The sequence below is a fragment of the Brevibacillus sp. MS2.2 genome, from assembly GCF_013284345.1.
Classification (GTDB): Bacteria; Bacillota; Bacilli; order Brevibacillales; family Brevibacillaceae; genus Brevibacillus; species Brevibacillus brevis_C.
Map to the genome: position 1 here is coordinate 56,495 of NZ_JABSUZ010000018.1, position 24,299 is coordinate 80,793.

Here is a 24,299-nt window from a genome sequence, read left to right on the forward strand (position 1 = left end):
GTAAGATTCGCTACAATAATGAGAATACCGACGAAATTAGTGTGCAAACCTCATAGTGAGCTACCTCACTAAAAAACTATAAAATAGTGAGTAACCTCTGTAAATGAGGGTATTCGTTTTTCGCACAATTGTCAAGGAGGTCTACCATGCTTACCAATCAAATCAGTCCACCAGCGATTGATATTATTCACATTCTGATTCGAGCCACCTATTCTATTCAGCGAGAATTCGAGACCAAATTGGCTGCGCTTAATATTCCCTACCATATCTCTGGGCCAAGGCTACGTTTGCTTTCTATCGTTTCAGAAGCCGGAAAAATTCGCATGAACGAGCTCGCCGCAAAATTGGGTGTAAAGCCGCGCACGGTCACGGATTTTATTGATGCCTTGGAGCGTGACAAGCTGTTGGTGCGGAGCCCTGATCCGACTGATCGCCGTGCTACCTTGATCCAGCTCACGGAATTAGCCCAATCCAGCATTGATCAAGTTTTGGCCCTGCAAGCGGATATTGCCGAAAGTATACTCGAGGATTTGCCAAATGAGCAGCGGAAGCAATTCTACGCTCTGCTTTTACAGTTGATTGAAAACAAGGATTTGTCAATTCCGTCCAAGGATGCATTCAAGTAAAGCTGGATGTTAATGGATAAGGAAGGTCTTGTGTACCCATAATACCTTTGACAGACAACAAAGAATTCGGGGTGTTTAGAATGAAAAAATGGAAACTGTTATCGCTCATGCTGATTACCGCGATGGGGTTAAGTGCATGTGGCGGTCCTGCTGCACCGGATGTGCTGGAGCAAGTAGAGGTTGTACCGAAACCTACGTATACAGTAGGGAGTGAAGTCATCCTGAAAGCAAGTCACCAACCGGGGATGCAAGGGGCGAAAGCAAAAATTGTGGGGGCTTACGACACAACGGCCTATTCAGTGACCTATACGCCTACAACGGGTGAGCCCCCTGTGAAGGGTTATAAATGGATCATTCAAGAAGAAATCAAGAACCATATCAAGCAACCGTATGATCCGGGAACGGAAGTCGTCTTGAAGGCGGATCATGTAAAAGGGATGCTCGATGCATCAGCAAAGCTTGATACGGCAAATACAACCACGGTCTATATGATCGATTACACTCCCACGACAGGGGGAGGAGAAGTTAAGAACTACAAATGGGTAACGGAAGATGAGCTATCACCAGTCAAATGATCGATGCCATCCTTATATGAAAAAAGGCAGCCGTGGCTTTTTCAGTGCCAAAGCTGCCTTTCTGCTTTTCCATTGATCGAGCTGTGAGAGGTTACATGCGACGAGACTTCCACTCAGCGAGCATTTGGTTGAGAGATTCTCTGTATAGGTCAATTGCTTCTAGCGTCTCATGGAATCGTTGTATAACTAGCTCACTTTGCTTCAAACTTTCCATTTGCATTCCTTTTTCTATGACATTCTTTAATGATAGGATTCGCTCTAAACCCTGTATAAGCTCTTCCTCAATTGCGTCTGGTGCCATGATGTAATAGCTCACACGGTCGCCTGTCACACTCTTTTTTTCCGCGAATCCAATTTTCAAAAGCATGCGCATATTGGTAGACACGCTTCCTAGACTGACTTGTAATGTAGTGGCAATCTGCTCAGATGAAAGGGGTTCCTGAGAGACCATCAACAGTCCAATAATCCGGCCAGCAATTCTGGATAATCCTTGATTTTCGTGATGGAGAGCCATTTCTTCAATCAATTGCATCGTTTCTGCCGTTAATTTATCCAACTTTATGACTCCTTTTTCCTCGTTTTGCCCGATTTCCATGCTTTAGTCTATTATACTACCATTAGTCATCGCTTTCTTCAGAAAATACCAAAAGAAAATGCGCCTGCTCTGCTGACAGGCGCTCACGTCATTCTTTATTTTAGTGGCGTGGCAGTACTTTCATGGGTTTGACGAAGATATTCCATTATCATCAAGGCAGAACCTAGCTGGACACCGCACAATTCGCGCAGCGGACGCATCGACCAGTTAAAAAAGGAGAGCAGCTCCTGTAAGCCTTGATCCAGCCATTTTTCTGAATCTGCTCGAATCTCTGAAAGGGTGATGTTGTCGGGCTGGGCGTCCAGCATGCGAATCAGCATGCTGCAGCAGCATAGAGAACTCCATAAAGTGCGTAATTTCAGGTCAAACATTTCCGCTACTGTTGCGAAGCGTGCTAAAGATGCCTCACTTTCAGCTGATTGTAAATGATGGGATCGAATTTCCTCCATACCGATCAGAAAATCCTCTACAGATCGCTGAAATCTGGTTGGTACCGTTATGAATGCAAGTGCGCTTTGGTACTGTTTGGATAAAAAAGCAATCTGTTCACCTTCTTGTTTGGCTATTTCTAGCGTAGCATCCTTGTAGCTATGAGTGGTTTCAGATTTATCTCCCATCCTTGGGTCCGTAAACAACGATATTTCCGAAACAAGGCAAAAAGTACGGTAACGTGCCCCAGCATAATCGCGGGATGAGCCACCCATGAGGATTGCTTTCGCAGGGTCTTCTCCAGTAGGCAGGATACTTTGGTAGTAATCATACATAGCAGACAGCTCAGGCAACTGATAAAAACCGGCTTGGATAGGGGGCATGAATGGTGCCTCCGGTTCGCCGATCATCAGCGGTAATTGATGATCCTGGGTCAGCTTTATGATCTGTTGGCACAATGCGTCGGGAAGAGGGGTCGATACATAATAAAACGTTCCAGTTTGATCGGAGCTGTGCAAGCTGTTGAGGAAATGGGGCTTGGCTTCATCAATCGCCCGCATAAATGCTACGGTTTCAGGAATGGGTTCGCTGAAGCTGAACGTTTTATACGCATACGGGAATGTCCATTCAACTTGTTCGAGCATACTGGGACGATAGTAGCTGCGGATGTAACGATCTGGAGAAAATGGGCCGCCGTACCAACCTTCATTCAGTCGGCAACCATCTACATCGATTTCTTTGATGATATAAAAGGTATAATCCATTTGCTCTAATAGGGCAGTATCCTCACATAGCTTTTTGCTGAGATACTCTAGCGATAGAGCTCCAATTGGCTCATTTGGATGCGGACAACCGACAAACAGCGCGCGATGCTGTCCATTTCCAATTCGCAGCATGAGGATTGGGTGACCTTCTGTTGAGTGACCGATGGTACTGAGGGTAACAAGATCTGGATAGGCGGCTGCTAATTCACGGGAAGAGGTGTCCAAATCCTCAATGGTTAGAAAATGTGAAAAATCAGGCATTTCTTGCAGCAGTCTTTGAATGAAATCAGTCAAGCTCCTCACTCCTTTTGATATGGATAAGAAAGGATGAAACAAGTGCAATTCCCGCACCTATTAGCAACAAGGAAAAACCGGCTTGAAAGGAGAACGCCTGAATGAATGCGCCCATCGCGATTGGTGTAAAAATACTTGCCAGTTTTCCTCCGGTTAACAGAATTCCACCAGCAGTGCCCAAAGCATCTGAGGGAATGATACGCATGGTAAGTCCAATAATGGGTTGAGTGGTAAGGGAGAGAAAAAACAAAGAGATCGACTCAAACAACAGAAACTGGTTGACATTGTCAGATAGGATCATAAGCGTAAAGAGAATCGTTGAGAACAGAAGGGACGGAATGACCATCGATCGAAACTTTTGATGAAAATAACGGTCAAACAACCAACCTCCTGCCAAATAGCCAAGCATGGAAATGAGAAGAGGAAGCGATGCGTATAAGCCTGATTGGGTAATAGCGAGATGTTTTTCCGTTGTTAAGTAGGTAGGTACCCATGTTAAGCATCCAACCATCACGATTTGAATTCCGCAGAGCATACTTGTTAGTTTCCACAAATGCCCGTTACGGAAAAGAGACAAAAAAGGGATGGGGTTCGACTCTGATGATACTGAGCATGATGGTGATTCATTCACGAAAGGACGGGGAAGGAATATCCAGAGAATGGGGGCCAAGAGCAGTCCGATTAATGCTGTAACAAAAGTAGCTTCCTGCCATCCCAGTATCGCAATCAATGGTGCTACTAGAAAAGGGGCAAGTCCAGTCCCAATTGGTTCGGCTGATGAAACGATGGATACTGTGGTCGTACGGATGTTTGCAGGTGTTCGTTCGGCAATCGCTTTTAACATAGCAGGCATTAGGGGGGCATCGATAAACCCCAACAAAAAACGGACAACGAGTAAGGCTGCAAAACTTGTGACCGCCCCTGTAAGCGTAGTCAATATTGCCCACAGTACCAAGTTGATTACAATAATTTGCTTCGATCCTCGTTTATCAGCAATGATCCCTCCTGGAATGGTAAATATCGCGAAGCCTAAAAAATAAACACTGACGATTGCACCTTGCTCCACTGGATTCAGCTGAAATTCCTCTCCAATAAGTGGTAGTGCAATAATGATGCTGTACGAGCCAAGTACCCCTACGAGTATAGTGACAAACAAGAGCACAGCACTGATCGAAGTTGCTTTTTTCATGTGCATCACTTCCTAAAAGATGTTATGAGTATTATATTAAGTATTTTCAGTTATTTTAGTCAATACTGAAATTACTGAAATGAGTGCCACTTGAAAAAACTCCTAAGCCAACAGGGAAACCATGTTACAATAGGAAAAGGGATTTGTTTCCACTATAAAAGATGTGATAGAAATGAAAACAGCCCAAAATAAATGTATGGAGTTGAAGGAAATGCCCCAGCTAAGGGATATCATTACTCCCGTACATGAGTGTCTCTCCCCCGAACATACCTTGTCTGACGCTATTCAATTCGTACAGCGGACTAAATGGGATACGATTCCTGTTACCGATGAGTATCAAAAATTGCATGGAGTGCTGACCAGAAGCAGCCTCAATCAAGCCATTCTGGATGGACAACCATTGACGAGCGTCATTCATCCACTCATTAAAAAAGACGTCATTTGGACTCACATTGACAGTTCGGTCAGCGACATCCAAGAAATCATTCAAAGAGCAGAAGTAGGGAACATCGTCATTTTGAATGATGACCACCAAGTGACCGGAATGCTTACCAAAACGGACATCATTTTCACATTGTTTCGAGCTACAAGTTCTTTGAAGGATCAACTAGAAGAAATTCTGGTACGATCAGAGCTCGGCGCGATCATCACAGATGATTCTGAACGGATTACCTTCGTAAATCAGAAAATTTGCAAAATGACAGGGCTGACACAAGCAGAACTGCTCCAGCGTGAGGTAACTTCGCTCATTTCAGGTATTCAATTAGAGTCCATGGAGCCTTCCGATCATTATCGGCTACAACTAGGGAATAGTCATGCTGTTACCCGTATTTCTCGCTTTGGGAAAAAAGGGTGTATCCTTTTGTTTCAAGATGTATCACAAGTGGAAAAAATGGCCCAGGAGTTACAGAGCGTAGTCAAATGGAAGAGTATTTTGCAGACGGTCATCGATAATGCGTACGAAGGTCTTATCATGATCAATGAATGGAAAGAAGTTAACTTCGTGAGTCCATCCTTACTTGAACTTTTTGAGTTTGAAGAATCGCAGATTTTATACAAGCCAATCCATGACGTCCTCCCTCAATTGGGACTCGACCGCGTCATGAAATCAGGTCTACCGGAATATAGCGAGATGATGCAGGTAAAAGGCATTCGATATACCGTGCATCGCGTCCCCATTATGAAAGACGACGAAATCATCGGGGTTATCGGAAAAATCTCCTTCCGTGGCCTGCACGAAATGAAAGAAGTTGTACGTAGACTGGAAAAGAGTGAAAAAGAAGAGAAGCAAACCCCACAAGTGCAGCACGAGACCTCCCGCTTCTCATTTGAGCAGATTCTCACACAAGACCCCCAGATGGAGAAAATTATACGTAGCGCCATGAAGTCAGCCAAAGGAAATTCGACAGTTCTGATCAGAGGCGAAAGTGGAACCGGAAAAGAGCTGTTCGCCCATGCGATCCACAGCATGAGCTGGCGCAGTAATGGCCCTTTTGTAACGGTCAATTGCGCCGCGATCCCAGAGCATTTATTGGAATCAGAATTTTTTGGATATGAAGAAGGAGCCTTCTCGGGTGCCAAGCAAAAAGGTAAAAAAGGGAAGTTTGATTTGGCAAATGGGGGAACTCTGTTTCTAGATGAAGTAGGAGATATGTCGCTGCAACTGCAGGCGAAAATGCTTCGTGTCCTCCAAGAAAAGGAATTTTATCGGGTTGGTGGAACAGAGCGCATCCAAGTCGATGTACGCATTATAGCAGCAACGCATCGTTCCCTGGAGGAAATGGTCAGAAATGGGGAATTCCGAAACGACTTGTTCTATCGATTAAACGTCATCTCTTTTGAAATCCCGCCACTGGCGAAAAGGAAAAAAGATATTTTGGTGTTTATTCCTTTCTTCATGGAAGAATTAAATCGCTTGAACGGGACAAGCATTACGGGAATTGACCCGCTTGCCGAAAAAGCCATGATCGATTACGATTGGCCGGGCAATGTACGTGAACTTCGAAATGTCATGGAGCGCGCGATGCTGTTCAGTGAACACGGAAAAATCGAGCTGGCAGATTTGCCCGAATACATGTTGGGTCATGGAAAAAATGAATTCACCGCATTCTCATTTGATTCAGAGAGCTCCCTTATGGAAAAGGCAGAAAGAGCGGCCGTACAACAAGCGTTGGAGCAATCGGGCGGCAACAAATCCAAGGCTGCCAAATTACTGGGAGTAAGCAGATCCGTGCTATATGATCGTCTGAAAAAATACCAATTAACGGTACAAGAGTAAAGCGTGGATGACTTCTGGATGGGACGGAAGTCATTTTTTTATGCCAACTTGTCTGTATTATCTACATCTGTCTGTAAGGTGTGTTTCATCACTATACATAACAACATCCAGCCAAAAGGAAAGGAAGAGAAAGTAAAGAATCATGTGTGGTTGGCATGACATTTGCTATTTCTGAATATTGCGTCTAATTAAAGGTTGTACCCGAAAGGAGGAAACCCTACCAACTCATCTTGCTATTTTCCCCGTTTTCAATAACAGCTAAAGAATGGAAGGGGAGTAATTACATGCGCTGGATTGTCCTAACACTCTTGTTTTTTGCTTATGTCATCAACTATGCGGATAAGGCGATCATTGGATATGCAGCTGATCCGTTGATGAAGGAGCTTGGCTTGAATAGTGCCCAATGGGGAATGGTCGGAAGCAGTTTTTATTGGTTGTTTGCCATCTCAGCTTTATTAGGAGGGACATGGTCAGATCGTATCGGGACTTCGAAAATGATCGTGGTTCTATTGCTTGCCTGGACAGTTCTGCAGTTTGGTTCCTACGCCATTATGACATTGCCGATGCTGATCTTGTATCGGTTAATGCTGGGAGCGTTTGAGGGGCCGTTTACTCCGGTAGCGATGAGTCACGCTGCCAAATGGTTTCCTCCCGAAAGACGAGGAATAGCGTTTGCTGTCATCGTCTCTGGTGCCAGTGTCGGCGGAATTATTTCAGCGCCGATTCTTGTTGCCCTGATAGAAAAGTATGGCTGGCGGTTGACGTTTGCACTTTTAGGTGTCGTCAGTCTGATTTTGGTTTTCGTCTGGTTGTTTGTGGATCGAAAAAACAAGAATCATCCAAGTAATCAAACGGCTCCATCCCATGTGAAAAAGTTGAGATGGGCTGATATAGCTCCCGTATTGCGCAATCCCGCTTGTTTTCTGACCCTCGCTTTAGCGTTCTCTGCGCTGTGGCTCTCCACTTGGTTACTCGTTTGGCTGCCACTGTATATGACAAAGGTACTGCAACTAGAGCCAATGAACATGGCTTATGCAGTCGCTGGAAGCGGTATTGCAGCCACCGTCATGGTATTGCTGCTCTCATCCATTTCAGATCGCATTTATAAGAAAACCAATAGCTATTTCAAATCGCGGGTTCTGGTACCAGGGATCGTCACGCTCATCGGTGGCCTTTTTCTCGCTATGATGCCTGCTTTTGAGTCTTTTATCTGGATTTATATTGCTTTGTGTCTAGCCAAAACATCGAGTTACAGTAATGCTGCTGTAGGTCCGCAAATATTGATTAAGCTCATGCCTGAACGCGCTGGTTTCATGACGAGCATTTTTTCGTTCATTACCAATATGGCTTCCATCGTTGCTCCGGTTATAACAGGAATTTTAGTGCAAGCAGCAGGTAATAACCTTGTGCTCGGATTTCATTACTCACTGTACGTCATTGTGGGGCTTTTCATCGTAACGGGGATTCTCTTTTTGTTGTTTGTCAGACCGGATCAACCGTCCAAAGAAGTTCCACCTCATGTAGAGACCGTGTAAAATGTCTGAAAAGAAGATAGTTTGGTTGGAATGCCTGTTTGAAAATCAAACAATCCGACAGCTTTCGTATTGATTTTGTCCTATGAAACTACTTGTTTGCGTTGGCATGACATTTGCTATTTCTTTTTTACAAAATCGAGATGTAAGGAGAGACAGCGATGAGTCTGGTAAAGGTTGTAAACGAGAGAGAATCGCGATTGTCACTATCGACAATCCACCGATGAACGCATTACGTGCTGCGGTCAAAGAAGAGTTGCGCATCACTTTCGCTGAAGCGCTGGGCGGACAGGTTCTCTACTTAAGACAAACGTCGTCGAAGAAGCCAATTTCAGGTCAGCATGAGACCAAGGTGTGGAAAAATTCGGCAAGACAACGGCGGTTGTTAACTGCGCAGGTATCGGCGGGTCCCAGAAAATGTATGGCAAAAACGGCCCATTCGATCTCGTTCTGCTTACCAAAATTATTCATGTCAACTTGATCGGAACCTTTAATGTCATTCGGTTAGCGGCTGAGAAAATGAGCGAAAACGAACCGAACGAGCAAGGGGAAAGAGGTGTTATCGTCAATACAGCTTCTGCTGCTGCCTTTGAAGGAAAAATAGGAGTGCTTCGAAGGGAGGAGTCGTTGGGATGACGCTTCCGATTGCAAGGGATCTATCCTCGTATGGCATTCGTGTCGTTACAATCGCACCAGGTCTTTTTGAGACGCCCATGCTAGGCAGAGCTCCCGAGCATCTCAAGCAAGCGCTAAGCGCCATGGTGCCATTCCAGCAGCGTTTAGGACAGCCGAATGAATTTGCCCATTTCGTTCAAAGCATTATCGAAAACCCGATGTTAAACGGGGAAGTCATCCGTTTAGATGGTGCACTGCGAATGCAGCCGAAGTAAACGAAAAGAAACGAAGCCTGGAGGAGAACATAGATGAACATTTTAGTCTTGTTAAAACAAACCTTTGATACCGAAGAAAAAATCGTGATTCAGAACGGGCAGATCAATGAAGAAGGCATCGAGTTTATCGTGAATCCTTATGACGAGTATGCTGTCGAGGAAGCAGTCAAGCTCAAGGAAGAAAACGGAGCAGAGGTCACCGTGATCACCGTTGGCCCAGAACGTGCGGAGGGCGCACTTCGAACCGCACTTGCGATGGGAGCGGATAAAGCGATACTCGTCGATCCAGGTGAAACCGAAGCTGATGAATATACGATTGCTCGCTTGATCACAGCAGCCATCAAGGATCAGTCATTTGATTTGATTCTTGGGGGCAATACGTCAGTAGATACGGGGGGAGGACAGGTTGCGATTCGGGTTGCAGAGGCCCTGGGTATCCCACATATATCCACGATTACGAAGCTTACAATCGATGGCGACAGAGCGACGGTCGAAAGAGACGTAGAAGGCGATATGGAGGTCATCGAAGTAAGTTTTCCATTCTTGGCGACAGCTCAGCAAGGGTTAAATGAGCCGCGCTACCCGTCTTTGCCAGGCATTATGAAAGCGAAGAAAAAGCCAATGGAGCGCTTGACTCCGGAAGATTTGGCTCTCGCCATTGATGAGAGAAAGGCCCGCACAACGATTGTCGAGCAGTATTTGCCAGCCAAGAAGCAAGCAGGTCGCCTAATGAACGGAGAAATCAAGGAACAGGTAACCGAATTGGCACAGCTGCTGCGCACAGAAGCGAAGGTCATATAAAGAAAAAGGAGAGGATTCATCATGAGCAAAAAGGTTCTGGTGTTTACCGAAGTAAAGGACGGAAAATTACGAAATGTATCTTTCGAGGTGTTAACTGTCGCGAATCAGGTCGCGGCAGGAGGAGAAGTCATCGCGGCGCTGTTCTCGCCGAATGCGGAGGCGTATGTGCAGGATATCAGCAAATACGGAGCCACTACCTTGTATATAACGAAAAACGAAGCGCTATCTACGGGTACTTCTGAGGCGTATAGCCAAGCATTTATGCAACTCATTCACGAAGTGCAACCAGACGCCGTCTTGGTTGGTCATACATCATTGGGAAAAGATATCTCTCCAAGAGTGGCAGCCAAATGCGGAGCGGGACTCATTTCAGATTGTACGGCTGTAGAGACAAACGGAGAGCAAATCACGTTTGTTCGTCCGATCTATGCGGGGAAAGCGTTTCAGAAAAAGAACTTCCAAGAAGGAATGGTGTTCGCAACCCTGCGCCCCAATAATTTTGAAATCATAGAGACGGCAGTGCAAACTACACTCGTAGAATTTCAGCCAGAAATCACTGATCTTCGTACCATCATCAAGGAAGTCGTGCGAAAAACAGCAAGTGGTATCGATCTCAGCGAGGCCAAGATCATCGTCGCGGGTGGGCGTGGTGTGAAAAGCGCGGAAGGCTTTCAACCACTGCAAGAATTGGCTCAAGCACTTGGTGGAGCAGTGGGAGCCTCCCGTGGAGCTTGTGATGCCGATTACTGCGATTACTCCTTGCAAATCGGACAAACAGGAAAAGTAGTAACACCCGATCTGTATATTGCGTGCGGCATCTCAGGTGCTATTCAACACTTGGCGGGGATGTCAAATTCAAAGATAATCGTGGCCATTAACAAAGACCCGGAAGCCCCAATCTTTCAAATTGCCGACTACGGAATCGTGGGAGACTTGTTTGAAGTCGTTCCACTGTTGACGGAAGAATTGAAGAAAGTGCTCGTATCGTAATGATTTCAAACAACTCCCCTCAAACAAATGACGATTTGTCTACAATAAACAATGATTTTCTTTTGGTATGATCCTTGCTTTTGTATAGAAGGATTATCTAGACATCCTTTCTCACATCGAATGTTCGGAGGGCATTCTTGATGGTTGATGTTACGGAGCAAATTCAGCAAGTATTCGAATTGCAAAAGAAACAGCAGCATGTTGTCAAAGGAACAAGTGCCGCGGAACGTATCCAAAAATTACAGAAACTAAAAACAGCCAATCGTACGCACACTCCAGCTATTTTACAAGCGCTCCAGCAAGATTTGGAGAAGCCCTCTTTTGAAGCCGTGACAACAGAAGTACTCGGCGTTATTCAGGAGATTGATCGGTTTATCGCCAACTTGGAACAAAGGATGCAGCCTGTCGAAGTCGATACGCAAAGCGTGGGGGCAACTGCGAAAAATTGGCAGTAGCGAAAGAGCTGGGAGCAGTGGCTGTCGTAAACAGCAAGCAAGTAAACGCGCCAGAAGCGGTACGCGAAATAACAAAAGGCGGTGCGAACGTCTCCATTGAAGCGCTTGGTATCCAAGAAACGTTTTTAAATGCGCTCTTGAGTCTCACAAAACGGGGAAGACATGTCCAGATTGGCATGAGCTCGAATCCGAACGGCGGTCTTACTCCCGTCCCTATTAACTTTTTGCTCCGGCAAGAAGCGCAGATTATCGGGTCGATCGGCATGCCTTTGCCTGAATTTTCAACGATGCTTCGTTTAGTGAAAAGCGGGCGTCTTGCCCCTGGGAAACTGGTCACGAAAACAATCTCCTTGGAAGAGAACCATGCATCTTTTGAAGAAATGAATACGTATGCGGGTGTAGGAGTTACGGTGATTAACAAGTTCTTGGATGAACTGCCGTGCTTTACGGACCATCGCTCTTGCCGTAGCGATGGCCTTGGTGTTTTTCCAAATGTATACAAATAGGGGCCCATGGACAAAATATCCGATGAATATTCAAAAAAATAAACCTTTGGGGGTATAGAAATGGCAGATTCGAAAATTAATCAGTCATTGCCGGCGACGCCTTTTACTAAAAAAGCACAAGAGGCCGTTTATGCCTCTCTCCATTTTGAAGACAAGCAAGATTTCGCGGATGCAAATAGAGGCTACCTCGCTCCCATCGAAGCAAAAGTCATAAAAAATGAGGCTGGAAAGGTCGTTTGGGACATCGAAAAACTCGGGTTCCTTGATCAGCCAGCACCCGATACCGTAAATCCTAGCTTGTGGAGAAATTCTCAGTTGCATGCGATTACAGGGTTGTTCAAAGTACTAGAGGGCGTTTATCAAATTCGTGGACAATCTATCGTCACGACATTTTTCATCGAAGGTAAAGAGGGAGTCATTGTTGTTGATACGTTAGCAGGGGTAGAATCCATGCAAGCCGCGATGGAGTTATATTATCAGCATCGTCCAAAAAAACCGGTTACCGCCATTATTATCAGCCAAAGTCACGGAGATCATTTTGCTGGTACCGAAGCCGCACTTCAGTATGCGAAGAATCCCGACATCCCGATTATCGCACCACAGCATTTTACAAAAGAAGCACTGAGCGAAAATGTGCTGCTTGGTACGATTATGGCTCGTCGTGCTGGGTATCAATTTGGTAAAAATCTACCCGTCAGCACTACTGGAACAATTTCTGTAGGGATTGGCCCTGTAACCAATTCGGGTAAGTTCAGCTTTGCACTGCCTACGGTTGATATCGTAAACGAGACACAGACCATGGAAATCGACGGAATCACCTTCGAATTTTTATTAACGCCCAATACAGAAGCACCTGCTGAAATGCATTTCTATATTCGCGATTACAAAGCATTGTTTGTCTCGGAAAATGCCAATAAAACCATGCATCAAATCTACACCGTTAGAGGAGCAAAAACGCGAGATGCTTTGCTATGGGCAAACGCCCTGGATAAGACGATTGACTTGTTTGAGGCAGAAGAAATTGATGCCCTGTTAATGATCCATGCTTGGTCAGTATGGGGCAAAGAAAACGCCATTGCGCATCTGAAAATGCAGCGCGATCTGTATAAATACATGCACGATCAAACGGTGCGTTTAGCCAATCACGGATATACAATGGAGGAAATAGCAGAAACAATCAAGCTTCCCGACACCTTAGATAAATACTGGGGAAATCGAGGGTACTATGGAACGCTTAAGCATAACGTAAAAGGGATCTACAATTTTTATCTCGGCTATTACAGTGCGCATCCTTCTGATTTGGACCCGCTGCCACAGGTGGAAGCTGCCGAGAAATATGTTCAGTACATGGGTGGGGCAAGTAACATTTTGCAGCAGGCAAAAGCTGATTTTGAAAAAGGAGAGTATCGCTGGGTGGCGCAAGTACTCAAGCATGTGGTCATGGCTGATCCCACTCATACAGAAGCGAAGAATTTGCTGGCCAATGCGTTTGAACAATTGGGGTATCAAGCGGAATCCGCGAATTGGCGAAACATGTATTTGGTTGGGGCCGAAGAGCTGCGCAATGGGGTCAATAAGGACAACTCTTCAGTTGATGTATCGGGAATCATTACCTACATGCCCATTTCCGATTTCTTAACCCTGTTAGCCGTGAAACTTAACGGCCCAAAAGCAGATGGCAAAAAGCTCACGATGAATGTAACGATCTCAGATTCAGACCAATCGTTTGTGATGTATCTGGAAAATTCCGTTCTCGTGAACAAAGGAAATAAGCATGCCACTCATCCAGATGTTACGATAGTTACGGATCGCATGAACTTCTTTGCATTGATGCTTGGTCGTCTACCACTCGATCAAGCTATGGCAACGGGAAAAATAGAAGTATCCGGTGACGCGACTCATATCAACGGGTTTTTAGCATTATTGGATGACTTTGATCCATTTCCCGCTATTGTGACACCTTAATAGGAGCCCGTGAGTTGACCCTTGAGAAATCAAGGGTTTTTTGTTTTGGTTGTCGACTGTCATCTTGTATAGATTTCATACAACTGTTTTAGATGTGTACGATTTTCTTGCGCAAAGAACTTACATCGCATGCATTTCATTCAAATATGAACGAAGCTTCTTTGGCATGGCATGGCATTTGCATTTCTATATAAACCAACACTGATGTTGTCTTAGTAAACAGTAAAGCGAGGTGAGAGTATGTCCATTACAGAACGCCCAAAAAGGATAGAAGCAGGATTCGAGCAACATATTGGCATGCAAATTACCCGTATGGAAGAAGGTCATGTGGTAGTTGAGCTGCCCATCACGCCTGAATTGTTGAATGCCGGAAATTTGTTGCACGGAGGTGTCATAGCGAGCTTGCTCGACCACGTGATTGGTTTGACAATCCGCACGCATACGGGGCATCGCTTGGTCACGGTCAATTTAAACATTCATTATTTGGCCTCTGCCAAAGAGGGTGATCTCATCGTCGGAACAGCAAAAATCCGCCATATAGGCAAAAGTCTTGCAACAGGCGAGGGAGAAGTACGAAACGGTACAGGCAAACTTCTGGCGATAGCCAGCGCTACCTTTAAACAGTTACCCAAAAATCTGAATGAGGTGAAAGAATGAGCTTGTTACGAGGCTATAAAGTGCTAGATTTCTCGAATTTACTGCCGGGGCCTTTTGCCACGACTATGCTGGCTGATCTGGGAGCAGAAGTTCTTCGCGTGGAATCGTTCACCCGACCTGACAGTATCAGACAAGGCAAGCAAGTAGATGGGGGAGTAACGGCAGCCCATGGCTATTTGAATCGCTCGAAATCTTCCATCGCACTGGATCTGAAAAAGCAAGAGGCCGTAGAGATCGTGAAAGAGCTCGTAAAAGAATACGACATTGTCCTTGAGCAGTTCCGTCCAGGGGTCATGGAGCGACTCGGTCTTGGATTTGAGACGCTGCGAGCGATTAACCCACGACTAATCTATTGTTCCATCACCGGATATGGTCAGACTGGACCGTACCATCATCGACCTGGGCATGACAACAACTACTTGTCCATTGCAGGAATCAATGATTACTCCCGGCGCAAAGGATCGCCTCCGTCTCCGCATGGTTTTCATATCGCTGATATTGCGGGTGGTTCGCTTCATTCCGTGATCGGGATGCTGGCAGCTTTACTGCATCGCGAGCGGACGGGTGAAGGTCAATACATTGATGTCAGCATGACGGATGCTGCATTCGTACTGAATACGATCCATGGCGCTGGTTATCTTGCGTGTGGAGTGGAGCCTCAGGCAGAGGCAATGCGGTTAAACGGCGGGATCTTTTACGACTACTATGAAACAAAAGATGGACGGTATTTTTCTGTAGGAAGTCTCGAACCCCAATTCCGCAAGCTGTTGTGCGAGGCAATAGGAGGCGAGGATCTGTTGCCATTGTCTTTCAGCGAATCTCCAGAGGATGTCCAAGCTTTTAAAGATTATGTTCGTAACGCGTTTCGAGCGAAAACCTTCTCTGAATGGACAGCTATTTTTCAGGAGATGGAAGCGTGTGTTGAACCCGTACTCACTTTTGCAGAAGCGTGCGAGCATCCGCAATTGAAGGCGCGTGAGATGATTGTGGATGTACCGAAACCGGACGGAACAACACAGCGACAATTTGGTTTTCCAATCAAATTTTCCGCAGCCCAGCCAGAATATAAGCATATCGGAAGCAAACTTGGTGAGCATTCTATTCTGGTATTGAAATCTCTGGGTTATACCGACGCACAAATTGCAGTGCTTAAGGAAAAAGAGGTATTTGTTTAAGAGGAGTGTATGGATTTTATACAGTTCTATCGTTGTTTTTGTATTCAACACATACACAATGTGCAAGGAGACTTTGACAGAGTCGATCATTGGCGAAAAAACGTGTTGGCACGACATTTGCTTTACCTAATAGATGTGAAAAGTTCAGTGATCGTCCAAAGGGGGAAGAAGCATGAGTCGAAAAACAAAAGTCATCGGAGTAAATATGGTACCGTTTACTAAGCCTGGCTCGCATGAACCGTATGAAGTGATGGCATCCAAAGCAGTCAAAGGTGCAATAGAAGAGGCGGGCATTCACTATTCTGACATCCAACAAGCTTATGCGAGCTACGTATATGGAGACAGTACATGTGGGCAACGAGCTTTGTATACGGTCGGGATGACAGGGATTCCGATCATTAACGTCAATAATAACTGCTCTTCCGGTTCTACTGCGCTATTTTTGGCGAGGCAAGCAGTCGAATCGGGTATGGTAGATTGCGCACTGGCAGTTGGTTTTGAAGAAATGAAACCAGGCGCACTGGCAAGTGTCTGGACAGATCGGACTCCTCCGTTAGGGTGGGCACAAAATCGCTTGAAAGAGCTGTGGCCAGACGTGCCGGATTCCACTTCGAACGCGATTAAGTTTTTTGGAGCAGCAGGAAAGGAATACCTTGAAAAGTACGGAGCCAACCCAGACATTTTTGCCAAAGTATCTGTGAAAACGAGAAGTCATGCCATTCAGAATCCTTATTCGCTTTTTCATAAGCCGCTGACGGTGGAAGAGGTATTGAACGCTCCAGCCTTAATGCCGAATTTGACACGGCTGATGGCTTGCCCCCCAACCTGTGGAGCTGCGGCAGCGATTGTGTGCAGTGAGTCCTTCGCGATTAAGCACGGGATTACCAATGCCGTTGAAATTGTGGGGCAGGCGCTCACAACAGACACCGATGTGACACATGAGTCTCTCCTCAATCTAGTTGGAGCTGATATGACCCGCCGTGCAGCAGATCAAGTCTATGAAATGGCCGGGATCGGTCCCGATGAGGTCAACGTAGTAGAGCTCCACGACTGCTTTACTCCCAATGAGGTTATTACCTACGAAGGCTTGGGACTGTGTGAAGAAGGCGGGGCAGAAAAGTTCATCCGCGATGGCCATAACACATACGGTGGAACCTACGTTGTCAATCCATCAGGCGGTTTAATGTCAAAAGGTCATCCATTGGGCGCAACTGGTCTGGCACAATGCACCGAGCTAGTTTGGCAGCTGCGTGGCCAGGCGGACAAACGGCAGGTCGAGGGTGCGCGTGTCGCTCTCCAGCATAACCTGGGCCTTGGCGGGGCGTGTGTCGTTACGATGTATCGTATCGGCTAATCAACTGTACTTGGAGGGATAATTGATGTCACAAACCATTCCGGCATCGAAGCCAGCGACATTTGATTTATTTAAAAGAAATCGCCCTTTTCTGGCGAGCAAGGGTTTCTATGCCCGCAAGTTGCACCTGAGTACGGCGGACTTGGACTCGACTTTGGTTTTCACATGGTTTTGGCCGAAGAATTGAGTCGAGTTGGAGTAGGCGGCTTGGCAAGTATGAGTAGTTCCATTATCGTTCCCTATTTGGAACGCTACGGTACCGAGGAGCAGAAGAAAAAGTACTTGCCCAAATGCGTATCTGGTGAGATTACGACAGCGATCGGCATGACGGAACCAGGCATCGGCTCCGACTTGGCGGGAATGCGGACAACTGCCGTGCGAGATGGAGACCACTATATCATCAATGGACAAAAAACATTTATCTCTAATGGAATCAATGCAGGGCTATTCTTCATTTGCGTCAAGACAGACCTAACAGCTACACCTGCTCATAAAGGCATCAGCATCCTTTTAGTTGAGGACGGTACACCGGGTTTTTCTCGTGGTCGCAAATTGAAGAAATTGGGGCAGCATTCTACGGATACGGCAGAGCTGATTTTTGAGGATGTACGTGTCCCTGTATCCAATCTGCTTGGTGAAGAAGGCAAGGGCTTCTACTACCTGATGGATAAGCTGCAACAAGAGCGGATTATGATCGCAATTGGCGCGTTAGTTGTGGCTGAAGAGATGCTCAAGACGACCATGACTTTCGTAAAAGAGCGACACGCTTTCGGTAAACCAATCAGTTCCTTTCAAAATACACAATTCGAGATGGCGGAGATGGCTACGGAAATTTCCATGGCTCAGACCTTTGTCGATGATCTGACCTACCGGCATATGAATGGAGAAAATGTATCGACGCAAGTCTCCATGGACATTATCGCAAAAAATCTCGGGATGTAGGCGTAATACTGTCCGCAGAGCTTTGGTGGGCGAAGAGAAAAGAAAGAACAACTCAACCGGTTAATCGATGCCATATCAGGGAGGAAACTCATGAACAAACAAAAAGACGATCGGGTTGGGATCAAGCTGGAACCTTTTACTTATAAAGTGGAGCGATGCAAAGTCAGGGAGCTATTGTGCGCCCTTGATAATAATCAGTCCATTGACGGTGAGGACGAGTTCATTCCCCCAACGTTTCCCACTGTCATCGAATTTTGGGGTTCTCAAACGTCCGTCTCAATGAATTTGGGTCTGAAAATTGAAAAAGTTCTCCACGGTGGACAAGAATATGAGTACTTAGGCAAAATCCGAATCGGGGATGACATAACGGTTTATGGAGAAGTGGAGGACGTATACACAAAAGCGGCCATGAACTTCGTCGTCATCAAAAAAGAGTTCGTCAATCAACATGGTGAAACCGTTGTCGTTGGACGTTCGACCATCATCGAAAGACATTAGGGGGGACTGAACATGATCGGTAAACCATTCGAACCGCTTTATAAAGAAGAAATAACGCATAGCCAGCTCGTCCGCTATGCCGGAGCCTCAGGTGATTTCAATCCTATTCATACGGTAGTGCCCGTTGCCGAAAAAGCGGGGCTTGGTGGCGTCATCGCCCACGGCATGATGATCATGGGTTTTGTCGGGCAAGCAATCCATACGTGGTTTCATGCAGATGATCTCTTGAAGTTCTCCGTTCGGTTTCGAGGTATGACGCGACCGGGAGAAAAAATCATCGTAAAAGGCTCCGTTGTAGCTGAAAAGGAAGATCGTTGGCTATGTGAAGCAGAAGCCGTCAATGAAGCAGGAGAAGTGAAGGTCAGTGCCCAGTTTGAGGTTAGAAAAGGATAATGAGGGAGGGTATCAGACATGATCAGTTTTCAGGTTTCAGAGGAAATCAAAGAGGTAATCTCCGCGATTTATCGATTCGTTGAAGTAGAAATTGACCCGCTTCGCAAGAAATATCAAAAAGAGCTGGAAAATGAAAGATATTTTTATGACGAGAATGGCTTGCTTTCACCTGGGGTACAAGAAGCGCTGAAACAAGTTCGCTTAAAATCAGCAGAAGCCGGATTCTATACGATGTTTGGTGAGTCAGAGCTGGGGGGATCGGGAGATGATTTTGGCCCGATTTCTGTCGCTCTGATATATGAAGCCATCATGAAAAAATACGGTCTGGACCCGTTAGTCATGGAAATGTTCCCGGCGGGTCTGTTTACAGGCGGACTCACACCAGCACTGTTGGGGATGCACCCTGATACCAAAGCCGAGTTATTGCCCGGTATCTCCAGAGGCGAAATTACGTTATGTTTCGGACTGAGTGAACCAGACGCAGGCTCTGATGTATGGGCGATAAAGACCAAAGCCGTGAAGGATGGGGAACACTGGGTTCTGAATGGGACGAAGCAGTGGATTACCAATGCGCATTACGCCAAATACGGGATCATTTTCGCCATCACCGATCCCGAACTAGTGGAAAAAAGAAAGGGCGGAATTACCTGCTTCCTTGTCCCGTTTGACGGAAAAACGTGTGTAGCAACCTCATCCATTCCGTATATGGGACACCTGGGGTCGCGGATCGGGATCATTTCCATAGAAAACGCGCGGGTTCATGAAAAATATATCATCGGCGAATTAAATCAAGGTTTCGGTAAAGCCTTGCACGGCGTTGATGTGGGAAGGGTAGTTATGGCAGCGACATGTGTAGGTGCGGCACAGTGGGCGCTGGACAAAGCGATCCAATACGCAAATGAACGCAAGACCTTCGGCGTCACAATAGGGAACCATCAGGCGATACAAATGATGCTCGCTGATTGCGCGATGGAGATCTATGCCGCACGTAATATGCTGCTGCATTGCGCGTGGAAAATGGAAAATCAAGAAAAGCTCCCGCTCAAGGAAATCTCGATGATCAAAGCTTATTGTACGGAAATGTTGCAGAAAGTTGTCGACCGATGCATACAAATCCACGGGGGCATGGGCTTAACGAATGAAATGAAGCTGGAAAAAGTATGGAGATGGGCAAGAACCTTGCGAATTCCTGACGGTACGACGGAAATCCAAAAGCGTACGATTGCCCGACGCTTGCTCCAAGGCGATCAAAGCTTTCAGTAGAATCTGGAGGAACCAGATGAGATTTCAAGGGAAAGTAGCTATCGTCACTGTAGGCTTCCCAAGCAATGAATCGGTGCATGAAAAGTTGCTCCGATTCATTGCTGGTCTTACTTGAGGAGGTTCATCCATGTTATCCTTCCTAAACTTTGTAGCATTTCTCGCCATAACAGGGTATGCCACATATTTATTCGTACAAATCGTGTACAGCCGAATCGCCTTTATCAAGCTCGGCAAAAAAGCAAACCTGAAGAAGGATGCCGCGATACGCATCCAAGAATTTCTCACGCAAGTATTTGGCCAAACAAAGCTCTTGAAAGATCCGAAAAGCGGTGTCATGCATATCATCATGTTTTACGGCTTTATCATTCTTCAGTTTGGGGCGATTGAACTCATTATCAAAGGGTTCGTCAAAGGCTTTGAATACCCGATGGGAGAGGCTCACAAGTATTTCAGTCTCAGTCAGGAGATTACGACTTTTCTCGTGCTGCTCGCAGTTGGTTATGCCTACTATCGTCGCTATATTGAGAAAGTAAAGCGTTTGAAACGAGGGTTTAAATCAGGGCTTGTGATTATCTTTTTAACAACACTGATGCTATCGATTTTCTTTACTTTAGCCTTTGAGCACCTATGGCTGGGAGATTCAGGTGGGGCGCATGCTCCCATCTCATCGTTGATCGCTAGCTTGTTCGCTGGGATACCCCCTGAGATAGCTGGTGCACTGTTCTATCTGTTTTGGTGGGTTCATCTACTTACGCTCCTTGCGTTTATGGTCTATGTCCCGCAATCCAAGCACGCGCATGTACTATTCGCGCCTGTAAATATCATGTTGCGCGATACCAAACCTGTCGGGAAGCTCACATCCATTGATTTTGAGGATGAAAAGCAAGAGACTTATGGCGTCGGAAAGATCGAGGATTTCCGGCAAAATCAGTTGATTGACCTGTACGCCTGCGTGGAATGCGGTAGATGTACCAATATGTGTCCTGCATCCGGTACAGGCAAAACGCTATCGCCAATGGATCTGATTGTGAAAATGCGCGATCATCTGACGGAAAAAGGCTCAGCGATTACATCACGTACGGCATGGATGCCTTCCTTTGCGTTTGCGCAGGCAAGAGGGAACCATCCAATGTATGATGAAGTGGCTGTTACCGCAGTACAAGCTCCTACGCTGATCGGAGACGTCATTACGGAAGAAGAGCTATGGGCTTGTACAACGTGCAGAAATTGCGAGGATCAATGTCCAGTAGCGAATGAGCATGTGGAAAAAATTATCGATATGCGCCGTTATCTCGTGTTAACGGAAGGTAGTATGCCGCATGAAGCATCTCGCTATTTCCAAAATATCGAACGACAGAGCAATCCGTGGGGGATTAACCGAAAAGAGCGGTTGAAGTGGCGAGAGGGGCGCGAAGACATCCAAGTGCCTACCGTGAGTGAGGTAGAGGAGTTCGAATATTTGTTCTTTGTCGGCTCCATGGGATCGTTTGATCTTCGTAGCCAAAAGATCGCGCAGGCTTTCGTCAAAATTATGAATACGGCGGGTATTTCTTTTGCTGTTCTGGGCAATGAGGAGCGTAATTCCGGGGATACAGCTCGTCGCATGGGGAACGAGTTTTTATTCCAGCAGCTCTGCCAGGAAAACATCGCGAACTTCCAAGCTTATGGCGTCAAGAAGATCGTCACGATTTGCCCGCATACGTACAATACGTTTAAGCATGAATATCAAGAATTCGGGTTCGAGGCAGAAGTCTATCATCATACAGAATTGATCTGGAAGTGGATGCAGGAAGGACGGATCAAGCCGACGAAGGAAGTCGACGAATCCATTGCTTATCACGACTCCTGTTACATCGGGCGGTATAACGATATTTACGATATCCCGCGGCAAATCCTTACCCACATTCCAGGTGTTCAAATGCTGGAGATGGCGCGCAACAAACAAGATGCGCTGTGCTGCGGGGCAGGCGGTGGGATGATGTGGATGGAAGAAACACAAGGAAAACGTGTAAATATTGAGCGTACGGAGCAGGCACTCCGTCTAAATCCAACGACAATCGGCAGCAACTGTCCATACTGTCTGACCATGATGAGTGACGGGACAAAGGCAAAAGAGATGGAGCACCTCGTCAAAACGCTGGACATTGCAGAAATCGTGGAGAAAGCGATCTAAAAGAACGTCGAAAAAAGAGCGATAGACCGCTCTTTTTTGTTTGGAGAGGATTTTTCGTGACAATCGGCATTTGATATATTATAGTAACTTTATTACTAATCGTAAGTTAAAACGGAACTTCATCTCGGAATAGAGAAGGTCGTTTATGGTCAGCTTGACAGAAGTATGAAGAACACCCATGTATATAAACGAGGAGGAACACGCTCATGACTTTTCATCAAAGTCCCCATACGTTTGTCCGACAGGTCAATCTCAAGGTACAGAACCTGGATCGCTCCCTGGCTTATTATCAGGAAGTAATCGGATTTAAAATCTTGAACCAATCTGCCACAAAGGCGGAGCTGACTGCTGACGGCAAAACAGTGCTACTATCCATCGAACAACTTCATGACGCATTACCGAAACAAAATCATTCGACAGGTTTGTATCATTTCGCGCTTCTACTGCCAAAACGCTCTGATTTGGCTAGCGTTGTGCGACACTTCTCTGCGTTGAATTTGCGTATCGGGTCTTCGGATCATCTCGTTAGTGAAGCGCTATACTTATCGGACCCGGATGGAAATGGGATTGAAATTTATGTCGATCGTGATCCTGATCAATGGAGCTGGCATGAAGGTACCGTAGACATGGCAACAGATCCATTGAATTTTACAGATTTGTTGTCAAATGGGGAACAAACCGCGTGGAAGGGTCTGCCTGCTGGTACCATCATGGGACATATTCATCTGCATGTATCGAAGTTGAATGAAGCTGAACATTTTTATACCAAAGGACTTGGCTTTGAAGTAGTGAACCGATATGGAGCACAAGCACTGTTCATCTCCACTGGAAAGTACCATCATCATATCGGGTTGAATACATGGGCGGGTGTCGGCGCTCCACCGCCACATCCGAAGAGTCCGGGGCTCGAATCGTTTATCCTGGTGCTTCCGAATGAAAGAGCGAGAAATCAAGTAATCACTCAGTTAAGAGAGATCGGTGCAAGTGTTCAGGAGGAGAGCGGTCATTTTGTTACGGAGGATCCTTCTGGCAATCGGATTCAACTGCACATATAATTTGGAAGCCGCAGGAGAGCTTTCAGCTCGATAAACGAAAACGACCTGTGGGTTGGCATGAATGGTTTTCCATCGTGCTACCTACAGGTCGACTACTTATCTCAGATATTGATTAATGATTAGTACTTTCTCGTGAGGATTCGAGAATGCTCTCCGTCTACAGTGATCTCCCAGCCTCTTGGGATTTCATAAGCAAAGGCTGGCGAAGGGTGCTTGACCGCTTCAATGCTGGATTCAATAGGGATACTGGTGATATTTACGATTTGTTTTTCATAGAGACTTACATTTACCACGACCCAGCCATATGGTACAGGCACCCCGGTACCGACCCATTTATTCTCCAGCTCTTGAGGTTGGTACCGTTTTTTATTCTCATTTCTGATATCGATATAAGCCTGTCTCTTGCTGTTATAACCTCGACCGATTTCTACCCAACCAGAAGGGATGTTAAAGCTCAAGCTTCTTTCCACTTGCCCATAATTAGCGCCATTAATATATTTCGCTATTTCATATCCAAGCTGTGTTCCACGATGTGGCTCTTTTTCAATCGAAATCCATCCATTCGGAAAGAACGTGTCGTATGCGACTACTAACGTATCACCGTACTTCCAGTTTCCATCAAAGATATACTTTTGTGGACGGACGTTAGATTCTTTTCCTTTTCCTACTGCATCTGCTGCTTGTGTCGGTACGATCAGGAATGATGATGCCAAGACGAGAATACCCAAACTTCTTACCACGTTTTTCATAGCGTAACTCCTCCATATGAATGCAATAAGTAAAAAAAAGAATTTCAATAAGCATGAGAATTCTAAACATTTTTTAAATTTCCTTCTTTTTCTGGAAAAAAAACGAGGGAGTCGTGTCGTCGGAATTATAAAAAGTAAAACTTGTTGAAAC

21 protein-coding genes and 2 pseudogenes are annotated in these 24,299 nt (G+C 45.9%); 19 read left to right on the forward strand and 4 right to left on the reverse strand.

Translation table 11 applies throughout. The features are described 5' to 3' along the window. Positions 1 to 146 precede the first annotated feature (146 nt). The gene (locus HP568_RS17220; protein WP_173629733.1) at positions 147 to 626 is read left to right on the forward strand and encodes a MarR family winged helix-turn-helix transcriptional regulator; all 480 of its coding nucleotides are present in this window, start codon (positions 147 to 149) and stop codon (positions 624 to 626) included. Between the two features lie 80 nt (positions 627 to 706). Continuing rightward, positions 707 to 1,201, forward strand: a complete 495-nt coding sequence (locus tag HP568_RS17225; RefSeq protein ID WP_048035814.1) for a YdhK family protein — start codon at positions 707 to 709, stop codon at positions 1,199 to 1,201. A gap of 91 nt (positions 1,202 to 1,292) precedes the next feature. Here HP568_RS17225 and HP568_RS17230 read toward each other — a convergent pair whose 3' ends face one another. From HP568_RS17230 to HP568_RS17240, 3 genes are all read right to left on the reverse strand, one after another. Continuing rightward, on the reverse strand, positions 1,293 to 1,757 hold the full coding sequence (locus tag HP568_RS17230) for a GbsR/MarR family transcriptional regulator (protein ID WP_235617693.1): 465 nt from the start codon (positions 1,755 to 1,757) through the stop codon (positions 1,293 to 1,295). A 134-nt stretch (positions 1,758 to 1,891) separates the two neighbouring features. Beyond that, positions 1,892 to 3,283: a M14 family zinc carboxypeptidase gene (locus tag HP568_RS17235; protein ID WP_053079573.1), complete on the reverse strand. Its 1,392-nt coding sequence runs from the start codon at positions 3,281 to 3,283 to the stop codon at positions 1,892 to 1,894. Beyond that, positions 3,276 to 4,472 (reverse strand): MFS transporter, encoded by a 1,197-nt coding sequence (locus HP568_RS17240; protein ID WP_173629734.1) that lies wholly within the window; start codon positions 4,470 to 4,472, stop codon positions 3,276 to 3,278. The genes HP568_RS17235 and HP568_RS17240 overlap by 8 nt, the downstream gene beginning before the upstream one ends. A gap of 211 nt (positions 4,473 to 4,683) precedes the next feature. Here HP568_RS17240 and HP568_RS17245 point away from each other — a divergent pair, with 211 nt between their 5' ends. The 17 genes and pseudogenes from HP568_RS17245 (at position 4,684) to HP568_RS17325 (ending at position 23,399) form a co-directional block, all read left to right on the forward strand. After that, positions 4,684 to 6,750, forward strand: a complete 2,067-nt coding sequence (locus HP568_RS17245; protein WP_173629735.1) for a sigma-54-dependent Fis family transcriptional regulator — start codon at positions 4,684 to 4,686, stop codon at positions 6,748 to 6,750. Between the two features lie 284 nt (positions 6,751 to 7,034). Then, positions 7,035 to 8,285, forward strand: coding sequence for an MFS transporter (locus HP568_RS17250; RefSeq protein ID WP_173629736.1), 1,251 nt, complete (start codon positions 7,035 to 7,037; stop codon positions 8,283 to 8,285). A 351-nt stretch (positions 8,286 to 8,636) separates the two neighbouring features. Continuing rightward, positions 8,637 to 9,172: pseudogene (locus HP568_RS17255) on the forward strand (SDR family NAD(P)-dependent oxidoreductase); the annotation flags it as partial. A gap of 33 nt (positions 9,173 to 9,205) precedes the next feature. Then, positions 9,206 to 9,973, forward strand: a complete 768-nt coding sequence (locus HP568_RS17260; RefSeq protein ID WP_173629737.1) for an electron transfer flavoprotein subunit beta/FixA family protein — start codon at positions 9,206 to 9,208, stop codon at positions 9,971 to 9,973. 21 nt (positions 9,974 to 9,994) lie between these two features. Then, positions 9,995 to 10,963 carry an electron transfer flavoprotein subunit alpha/FixB family protein gene (locus tag HP568_RS17265; RefSeq protein WP_173629738.1) on the forward strand — a complete coding sequence of 323 codons (969 nt, stop codon included), beginning with the start codon at positions 9,995 to 9,997 and terminating at the stop codon, positions 10,961 to 10,963. Between the two features lie 140 nt (positions 10,964 to 11,103). Continuing rightward, the gene (locus HP568_RS17270) at positions 11,104 to 11,418 is read left to right on the forward strand and encodes a hypothetical protein (RefSeq protein WP_173629739.1); all 315 of its coding nucleotides are present in this window, start codon (positions 11,104 to 11,106) and stop codon (positions 11,416 to 11,418) included. After that, a complete protein-coding gene (locus HP568_RS17275; protein WP_254551300.1) occupies positions 11,409 to 11,924 on the forward strand; it encodes a zinc-binding dehydrogenase in 516 nt (171 codons plus the stop codon). Before HP568_RS17270 ends, HP568_RS17275 begins: the two co-directional genes overlap by 10 nt. Before the next feature lie 60 nt (positions 11,925 to 11,984). Beyond that, complete coding sequence (locus HP568_RS17280) at positions 11,985 to 13,889, forward strand: alkyl/aryl-sulfatase (protein WP_173629740.1); 1,905 nt, start codon at positions 11,985 to 11,987, stop codon at positions 13,887 to 13,889. 240 nt (positions 13,890 to 14,129) lie between these two features. After that, positions 14,130 to 14,546, forward strand: a complete 417-nt coding sequence (locus tag HP568_RS17285; protein WP_256434938.1) for a PaaI family thioesterase — start codon at positions 14,130 to 14,132, stop codon at positions 14,544 to 14,546. Further along, entirely contained in the window at positions 14,543 to 15,721 is a 1,179-nt protein-coding gene (locus HP568_RS17290; protein WP_173629742.1) for a CaiB/BaiF CoA transferase family protein, read from the forward strand. The genes HP568_RS17285 and HP568_RS17290 overlap by 4 nt, the downstream gene beginning before the upstream one ends. A gap of 172 nt (positions 15,722 to 15,893) precedes the next feature. Further along, entirely contained in the window at positions 15,894 to 17,075 is a 1,182-nt protein-coding gene (locus HP568_RS17295) for a lipid-transfer protein (RefSeq protein ID WP_173629743.1), read from the forward strand. 93 nt (positions 17,076 to 17,168) lie between these two features. Next, a pseudogene (locus tag HP568_RS17300) lies at positions 17,169 to 17,987 on the forward strand (acyl-CoA dehydrogenase family protein); the annotation flags it as partial. 120 nt (positions 17,988 to 18,107) lie between these two features. After that, entirely contained in the window at positions 18,108 to 18,515 is a 408-nt protein-coding gene (locus tag HP568_RS17305) for an FAS1-like dehydratase domain-containing protein (protein ID WP_173629744.1), read from the forward strand. A 12-nt stretch (positions 18,516 to 18,527) separates the two neighbouring features. After that, positions 18,528 to 18,908, forward strand: coding sequence for a MaoC/PaaZ C-terminal domain-containing protein (locus HP568_RS17310; protein WP_173629745.1), 381 nt, complete (start codon positions 18,528 to 18,530; stop codon positions 18,906 to 18,908). 18 nt (positions 18,909 to 18,926) lie between these two features. Beyond that, positions 18,927 to 20,171: an acyl-CoA dehydrogenase family protein gene (locus HP568_RS17315; RefSeq protein WP_082195926.1), complete on the forward strand. Its 1,245-nt coding sequence runs from the start codon at positions 18,927 to 18,929 to the stop codon at positions 20,169 to 20,171. Positions 20,172 to 20,298: 127 nt separating this feature from the next. Beyond that, positions 20,299 to 22,344 (forward strand): (Fe-S)-binding protein, encoded by a 2,046-nt coding sequence (locus HP568_RS17320; RefSeq protein ID WP_173629746.1) that lies wholly within the window; start codon positions 20,299 to 20,301, stop codon positions 22,342 to 22,344. Positions 22,345 to 22,550: 206 nt separating this feature from the next. After that, on the forward strand, positions 22,551 to 23,399 hold the full coding sequence (locus HP568_RS17325) for a VOC family protein (RefSeq protein WP_173629747.1): 849 nt from the start codon (positions 22,551 to 22,553) through the stop codon (positions 23,397 to 23,399). A 119-nt stretch (positions 23,400 to 23,518) separates the two neighbouring features. On the opposite strand, the gene HP568_RS17330 is transcribed toward HP568_RS17325, so the two are convergent. Further along, positions 23,519 to 24,148: a hypothetical protein gene (locus tag HP568_RS17330; RefSeq protein ID WP_173629748.1), complete on the reverse strand. Its 630-nt coding sequence runs from the start codon at positions 24,146 to 24,148 to the stop codon at positions 23,519 to 23,521. Positions 24,149 to 24,299 lie beyond the last annotated feature (151 nt).